We start from the raw sequence: 7635 nt of genomic DNA, 5'->3' as shown, positions 1-7635 counted from the left end.
CGACCGAACCGTCCGACACCTGACGCAACACACTCGCCAGGTCCGGATAGACAGCGACATCCGGCCCCGCACCCTCCACCGGCTCCCACCACTCACCGACACCACCCCCCAACACCGCCCACGACTGCGGCGTGCCCTCGCCGCTGTCGCCCGCGGCGGGAGCGTCCGTCCAGTCGAGGTGCAGCAGGGTGGGGAGCCCCGCGTCCCGTGCGAGCGCGGAGCTGAACTGCTCCGTGCTCATCGGCCGCAGCGTGAGGGAGGCGATGGACGCGACGGGCACGCCTTCGCTGTCGGACAGCGCAAGACCGACGCTGTCCTCTCCCGCGGGGGTGAGGGCCACGCGCAGGGACCTCGCTCCGTGTCCGCCGTACAGGGTCATGCCGCTCCAGGCGAACGGCAGCCACGCCTGCTGTGCGGAGCCGCCGCGGTCCGTGAGGCCGAGCGCGTGCAGCGTCGAGTCGAGCAGGGCGGGGTGCAGGCCGTAGCCGTCCGTCTGGACCTCCTCCGGGAGGTCCACCTCCGCGTACAGCTCGTCGCCTCGGCGCCAGGCGGCGCGCAGGCCCTGGAACACCGGCCCGTGCTCCATTCCGGCCGCGACGAACCGGTCGTACGCCTCGCTCGTCTCGCACGGTGAGGCTCCGGGCGGCGGCCAGACCTCCGCCGTGGGCGAAAGGGGTGACGGAGGCGGCGAGTCGGCGGACGACAGCCTGCCCTGGGCGTTCCGGGTCCACGGGGCGTCCAGCTCCGGCGATTCGGGACGGGAGTGGACGGCGAGTCCGCGACGTCCCTCCGCGTCCGGGGCGTCGATGATGATCTGCACCTGGACGGCGCCCTGCTCGGGCAGTACCAGCGGGGCCAGCAGCGTCAGGTCGTCGACTGTGCCGCACTCGGTCTGCGCTGCCGCGAACAGCGCGAACTCCGCGAACGCCGCGCCGGGCAGCACGGTCGCGCCGAACACGGTGTGGTCGGCCAGCCAGGGACTGGTCCGTGCCGACAGCCGTCCCGTGAGCACGCACCGGTCGTCTCCGGCCAGCGGGAGCGCCGCCCCGAGCAGGGGGTGCCCGGCGCCGACCAGGCCCGCCGAGGAGGCACCTGCCCGGCCCGCCGACGGCAGCAGCCAGTAGCGGCGCCGCCGGAAGGCGTAGGTCGGCAGTTCGACCGCCGGTACGCAGCGGTGCGGGCGGAAGACCCGGTGCCAGTCGACGTGGGCGCCGCCCACGTGCGCCCGCGCCAAGGAGGTCAGGTACTCGCGTGGGCCGTCGTGGTCCTTGCGCACCGTGCCGACCACGGTGGCGCTCGCACCGGCGTGGTCGCGGCTCTGCTGGAGGCCCACGGTCAGCACCGGATGCGGGCTGACCTCGACGAACAGGCTGTGGCCGCTGTCGAGTGCGGCCCGTGTCGCGTCGGCGAACAGCACGGTGTGGCGCAGGTTGCGGTACCAGTAGTCGGCGTTCAGGCGGGCGGTGTCGATGAGTTCACCGGTCACCGTGGACAGGAACGGCACGTCGGCCGAGCGGGGCTCGATGGGGTCGAGCACCTTCAGCAACTCGTCGCGGATCGCCTCCACGTGGTGCGAGTGCGAGGCGTAGTCCACGGGGATCGTCCGCGCCCGCACGCCGTCGGCGCGGCAGTCGGCCACGAGCTGCTCGACGCTGCCGGGATCGCCCGAGACCACGGTGGTGTCGGGCCCGTTGACCGACGCGACGCCCACCCGCCCTGACAGCGCCTCCAGGCGTGCCGTCAGCTCCTCGACGGGCAGTGGCACGGAAGCCATGGCGCCGCTGCCCGCCAGCGCGGTGAGGGCCCGGCTGCGGAACACTACGACGCGGGCGGCGTCGTCCAGGGACAGCGCGCCCGCGACGCAGGCGGCGGCGATCTCGCCCTGGGAGTGGCCGACGACGGTGTCCGGGGCCACGCCGCAGGAGGTCCACAGCTCGGCCAGCGCCACCATCACGGTGAACAGCACCGGCTGTACGACGTCCACCCGCTCCAGGGAGGGTGCGCCGGGATCACCGCGCAGCACGGCCAGCGGCGACCAGCCGGCGTGCTGCTCCACCGCCGCGTCGCACGCGCGCACGCGGGCGGCGAACTCGGGCGAGCTGTCGAGCAGGTCGAGCGCCATGCCCGCCCACTGGGAGCCCTGCCCGGGAAAGACGAAGACGGTACGTCCCGCGTCGCTTCCCGCGACCCCTTCGACCAGGGCCGCGTGGGGCTCACCTGAGGCCAGCGCCTCCAGCGCTTCGTGGAGTTCGCCCCGGTCACCGGTGACGACAGCGGCGCGGTGCTCGAAGGGAGACCGTGTGGTGGCCAGCGCGCCGGCGGTCTGGGCGAGATCCAGGTCCGGATGGTCGCGCAGCAGGTCCCGCAGGGCCGCCGCCTGGTCCTTGAGCGCCTGGCCGTCGCGGGCCGAGACCGTCCACGGCAGCGGCGCTCCCGCGAACGCCGCGGGCCGCTCCGCCGCCGCGGCGGATCGCGCGTCGGCGGCCGGGGGCTGTTCGAGGACGACGTGCGCGTTGGTGCCGCTGATGCCGAAGGAGGAGACCGCGGCCCGCCGGGGGCGCCCCGTCTCGGGCCACTCGGTGGTCTCGGTCAGCAGCTCGACGCCGCCCGCCTCCCAGTCGACGTGCGGCGTCGGCGCGTCGATGTGCAGGGACTTCGGCAGGACGCCGTGGAGCATCGCCTGCACCATCTTGATGACACCGGCCACGCCCGCGGCCTGCTGCGCGTGCCCGATGTTGGACTTCACCGAGCCCATCCGCACCGGGCGGTCCGCCGGCCTGTCCTGCCCGTACACGGCCATGACCGCCTGCGCCTCGATGGGATCGCCGAGGGTGGTGCCGGTGCCGTGCGCCTCGACGACGTCCAGTTCGCCGGGGGAGAGGCCGGCCCCGGCGAGGGCCTGACGTATCACGCGCTGCTGCGAGGGGCCGTTGGGTGCGGTCAGCCCGTTGCTGGCGCCGTCCTGGTTGACGGCGCTGCCGCGGACGACCGCGAGCACGTTGTGCCCCTTGCGTTCCGCTTCGGACAGCCGCTCGACGAGCAGCATCCCGATGCCCTCGGAGAACCCGGTACCGTCCGCCGAGGCCGCGAAGGCCTTGCAGGAGCCGTCCGGGGACAGCCCGCGCTGGCGGCTGAACCCGGTGAAGATCGCGGGGGAGGACATCACGGTCACTCCGCCCGCCAGGGCCAGGTCGCACTCGCCGCTGCGCAGGGCCTGGCAGGCCATGTGCAAGGCGACCAGCGACGAGGAACAGGCCGTGTCCACGGTGACGGCGGGGCCTTCGAGTCCGAGCACGTAGGCGACGCGGCCGGACGCGACGCTGCTGGTGGCTCCGGTCAGCAGGAAGCTCTCCAGGGAGTCGGCCGACGTCTGGTCCGCGCCCAGCCCGTAGTGGTGGTCGGCCATGCCCACGTACACGCCGGTCCGTGAGCCGCGCAGCGAGGCGGGCGGTATCCCGGCCCGCTCCAGGGTCTCCCAGCTCGTCTCCAGCAGCAGCCGCTGCTGCGGGTCGGTGGCCAGCGCTTCCCGGGGGCTCATCGCGAAGAACCCGGCGTCGAAGTCGCCCGCGGCGTCGAGGAATCCGCCCCGCGTCGTGTAGGTCTTCCCAGGCTGCTCCGGGTCGGGGTCGTAGAGGTCCGCGATGTCCCAGCCGCGGTCCGCGGGGAACTCGCCGATCACTTCCCTGCCCTCCAGCACGACGCGCCACAGGTCGTCGGGGGAGGCGATCCCCCCTGGATAGCGGCAGGCCATGCCGACGATCGCGAACAGGGCGTCCCCACCGTCCCCGGCGTCGCGGGACGTCTGCGCGGCGTCGGCGGTCGGCTCCGCGGCGTCCGCCCCCGGCGCCGCCGTGAGGGTGTGCAGGTGCGTGGCGAGAGCGGCGGCCGAAGGGTGATCGAAGATCACGGTGGGGGACAGCCGCAGCCCCGTCGCGGCGTTCATACGGTTGCGCAGTTCCACCGCCGTGAGGGAGTCGAAGCCCAACTCCTGGAAGGGACGTTCAGCGGCGACGGGCTCCGACGGCGCACGTCCGAGCACCGCGCCGACGTGCTCGCGGACCAGATCCAGCAGGATCCGCCGCTGCTCCGCCGCCGTACGGCCGGCAAGCCGCTGGTGCAGCGAGGAGGACGTCTCACCCGTCGCACGCGCTGTCGGCCGCCGCCGTGGCAGCAGCGAGCGGACCATCGGCGGCAGCGCGTCGGCCGCGGCCCGCAGCGCCGGCATGTTCATCCGGGCCGGCACCAGCACGGAGTGCGCGGCGCACGCTCCCTCGTCGAAGAGGTCCAGCGCCTCCTTCGTGGGCAGCGGCGTCAGCAGCGAGCGCGCGCCGCCCCGCTCGGCCTCGCCCAGGAGCTTGCCCGAGATGCCGCTGCTCTGCTCCCACAGACCCCACGCCAGCGAGGTGGCGGGCAGGCCCGTGGCGCGCCGGTGCTCGGCGAGCGCGTCCAAGAAGGTGTTCGCGGCCGCGTAGTTGGCCTGCCCCGGGTTGCCCATGACGCCCGCCACGGACGAGAACAGCACGAAGGCCGACAGGTCCAGGTGGCGCGTCAGCCGGTGCAGGTTCCACGCCCCGTCCACCTTGGGCCGCAGGACGGGGGCGAGCCGGTCGCCGGTCAGCGAGGTGAGAACCGCGTCGTCGGCGACGCCCGCCGTGTGCACCACGGCGGTCAGCGGGTGCTCCTCGGGTACGGCGTCCAGCACCGCGGCCAGGGCGGTCTCGTCGGCGGCGTCGCAGGCGGCGACCGTCACCCGGGCACCCAGCCCGGCCAGTTCGGCCTCCAGCTCCGCCGCCCCCTCGGCGTCGCGTCCCCGGCGGCTGAGCAGCAGCAGGTGGCGGGCGCCGTGCCGCTCCACCAGGTGGCGGGCGACGAGCGCGCCCAGTGCGCCGGTGCCGCCGGTCACCAGGAACGTGCCCGCCGGATCGGGGCGCCGCGGCAGGGTGAGGACGAGCTTGCCGAGGTGACCTGCCTGGCCCAGCCGGCGGAAGGCGGGCAGCGCGTGCCGCACGTCGTAGGCCGTGGCGGGCAGGGGCCGCAGCACACCCTCGGCGAACAGGCCGTCGAGCGCGGTCAGCATCCGGTGGATGTGGTCGGGACCCGACTCGAACATCTCGAAGGGGCGGTAGGTGACCCCCGGATGGCGGCCCTCCACCTCCGCGACGTCGCGAAGGTCCGTCTTGCCCATCTCCAGGAAGTGCCCGCCGTTCGGCAGCAGCCGCAGCGACGCGTCGACGAACTCCTGAGCGAGGGAGTTGAGGACGACGTCGACCCCCTCGCCTCCCGTCGCCTGAAGGATCTCCTCCGCGAAGTCCAGGGTGCGCGAGTTCGCGGTGTGCGCGTCGTCGTACCCCTGCGAGCGCATCGCGTCCCACTTGGGCGGGCTCGCGGTACCGAAGACCTCCATGCCCAGGTGCCGGGCGAGTTGGGTGGCGGCCATGCCCACACCGCCGGTGGCCGCATGGATCAGCAGCCGCTGCCCCGGTACGGGCCGCACGAGTTCGGTGAGCGCGTAGTAGGCCGTAAGGAAGACGATCGGTGCGCCGGCGGCCTGCGCGAACGACCAGCCCGCCGGCACGCCCGTCAGCAGCCGCCGGTCGGTCACCGCGACGGGCCCCATGGCACCGTCGTGGAACAGGCCCATCACCCGGTCCCCGGGCCGCAGGCCGGTCACCTCGGGCCCGACCGCGGTCACCACGCCGGACGCCTCCCCGCCGATGACCGCCTCGTCGGGGTACAGGCCCAGCGTGAGCAGCACGTCGCGGAAGTTCATGCCGGCGGCCCGAACGGCCACCTGCACGTCCATGCCCTCCAAAGGGCGCCCCGGTGCGCCGGGCTCGTCCTCGGCGCGTGCGACAAGAGCGAGGTTGTCCAGGGTGCCGGGCTCACTCACATCCAGCCGCCACCTGGAGACGCCCGCAGGCGGCTGAAGGGCGTCCCGCGTCCGCACCCGCAGCAGGCGGGGCACGTGGGCCTCGCCGTCTCTCAGAGCGAGCTGCGGCTCCCCGCCCGCCGTCGCCGCGGCCAGCTGCCGCGCGGGCACGCCGGTGGCACGGGGATCGGTGTCGACGAGGACGAACCGCCCCGGATGCTCCGACTGCGCCGTGCGCAGCAGTCCCCACACGGCGGCGGCGCCCAGATCCCGAACGGCTTCGCCCTCCCGTACGGCCACGGCGCCGGACGTCAGCACGACCAGCTGAGCAGCCGCGAACGTGTCGTCGGCGAGCCAGTCCCGCACCAGGTCGAAGGCGCGGGTCGTCGAGGCGAGAACCGCCGAACCGACGTGCTGATCGGACGCGTCCCCTCCGCGCAGCCGCACGCACACCGACCGCGGCACCGGGGCACCGTCCCGCACGGCGTGACGCAGCGCGGACAGACTGTCGAAACACGCCGGGCAGGACCCCGCGCCCTCCGGTTCGAGCAGCGGCGCGTCAGGCCCGACGACGGCCCAACCCTCGACGGCCTTCCCCTCCCCGGCGGCACCCGGCTCGGCCTCCACGTCGGTCCGCGTCCACTCCAGCCGGTACATCTCGTCCCGCCTGCCGCCCGCGGCCGACCACGACTCCGCCGCGACCGGACGCGCGGCCAGCGTCTCCACGGACGCCACCGGGGCACCTGCGGCATCGGCGACCGCCAGCGACACAGCACCCTCGCCGTTCCGGCGCAGATGTACGCGTCCGGAACTGGCGGCCACGGCGTGCACCGCCACCCCGTGCCAGGCGAACGGCAGCCGGGCCCTGACCCCGTCACCGCCCGGGTCCAACGCCGTCGCGTGCAGCGCCGCGTCCAGCAGAGCGGGGTGCAGCCCGAACCCGTCCGCGCCGACCCCCTCCGGCAACTCCACCTCGGCGTATACGTCCTCGCCACGCCGCCAGGCGGCGCGCAAGCCCCGGAACGCCGGCCCGTAGGCCAGACCCGCCTCGGCGAAGCGGTCGTACACGCCCTCGACGGCCAGCGGCTCGGCGCCCTCCGGCGGCCAGGCCGCCCCGGAGCGCGGCGCCGTTGCCGCCGCGCCGGCCAGTGTCCCCACCGCGTGGCACGTCCACGTATCGGGCTCCGCGTCCGCGTCGGCGGGTTCCGGCCGCGAGTGGATGGTGACCGACCGCTCACCGTCGCCGCCGTCCCCGCCCACGACCACTTGCAGCTGCACGCCCCCGCGCTCGGGCAGCATCAGCGGCGCCTGCAACGTCAGTTCTCCGATGGCGCCCGCACCGGTGTGGTGTGCGGCGTGCAGAGCCAGCTCGACGAACGCGGTCCCCGGCAGCACGGCCCGCTCCAGCACCACGTGCTCGGCCAGCCACGGATGCGACTTCAACGAGATACGCCCGGCGAACAGGTGCCCTTCTCCGTTGGCGATCTCGGTACCTGCCGCCAGAAACGGATGCCCCGCGGAAGCGAGCCCGGCACTGCCCAGGTCGCCCGCCGCGACGATGCGATCGGGCCAGTAGGTGTGGTGGGTGAAGGGGTGGGTGGGGAGGGGGGTGGGGGTGTGGGGGGGGGGGTGGTGCCAGGTCAGTGGGTGGGTGGTGGTGTGGGCGTGGGCGAGGGTGGTTGTGAGGGCGTGGGTGTCGTGGTGGTCGGGGTGGAGGGTGGTGAGGACGGTGGGGGTATCTGTTTCAGCGTCGCTGTTGTTGTCGG

The 7635-nt window shown here is 74.3% G+C and carries 1 protein-coding gene; it reads right to left on the bottom strand.

Annotated elements, in window-relative coordinates; all coding sequences use genetic code 11:
• On the bottom strand, window positions 1-7635 hold a 7635-nt coding region (locus tag DQ392_RS34730), incomplete at both ends, for a type I polyketide synthase (protein WP_114019539.1).

This window comes from Streptomyces reniochalinae (assembly GCF_003323735.1).
GTDB classification, from domain to species: domain Bacteria; phylum Actinomycetota; class Actinomycetes; order Streptomycetales; family Streptomycetaceae; genus Streptomyces; species Streptomyces reniochalinae.
Note: the sequence above shows the minus strand (reverse complement) of the source record. Positions and strands in the feature narration are given on the sequence as shown.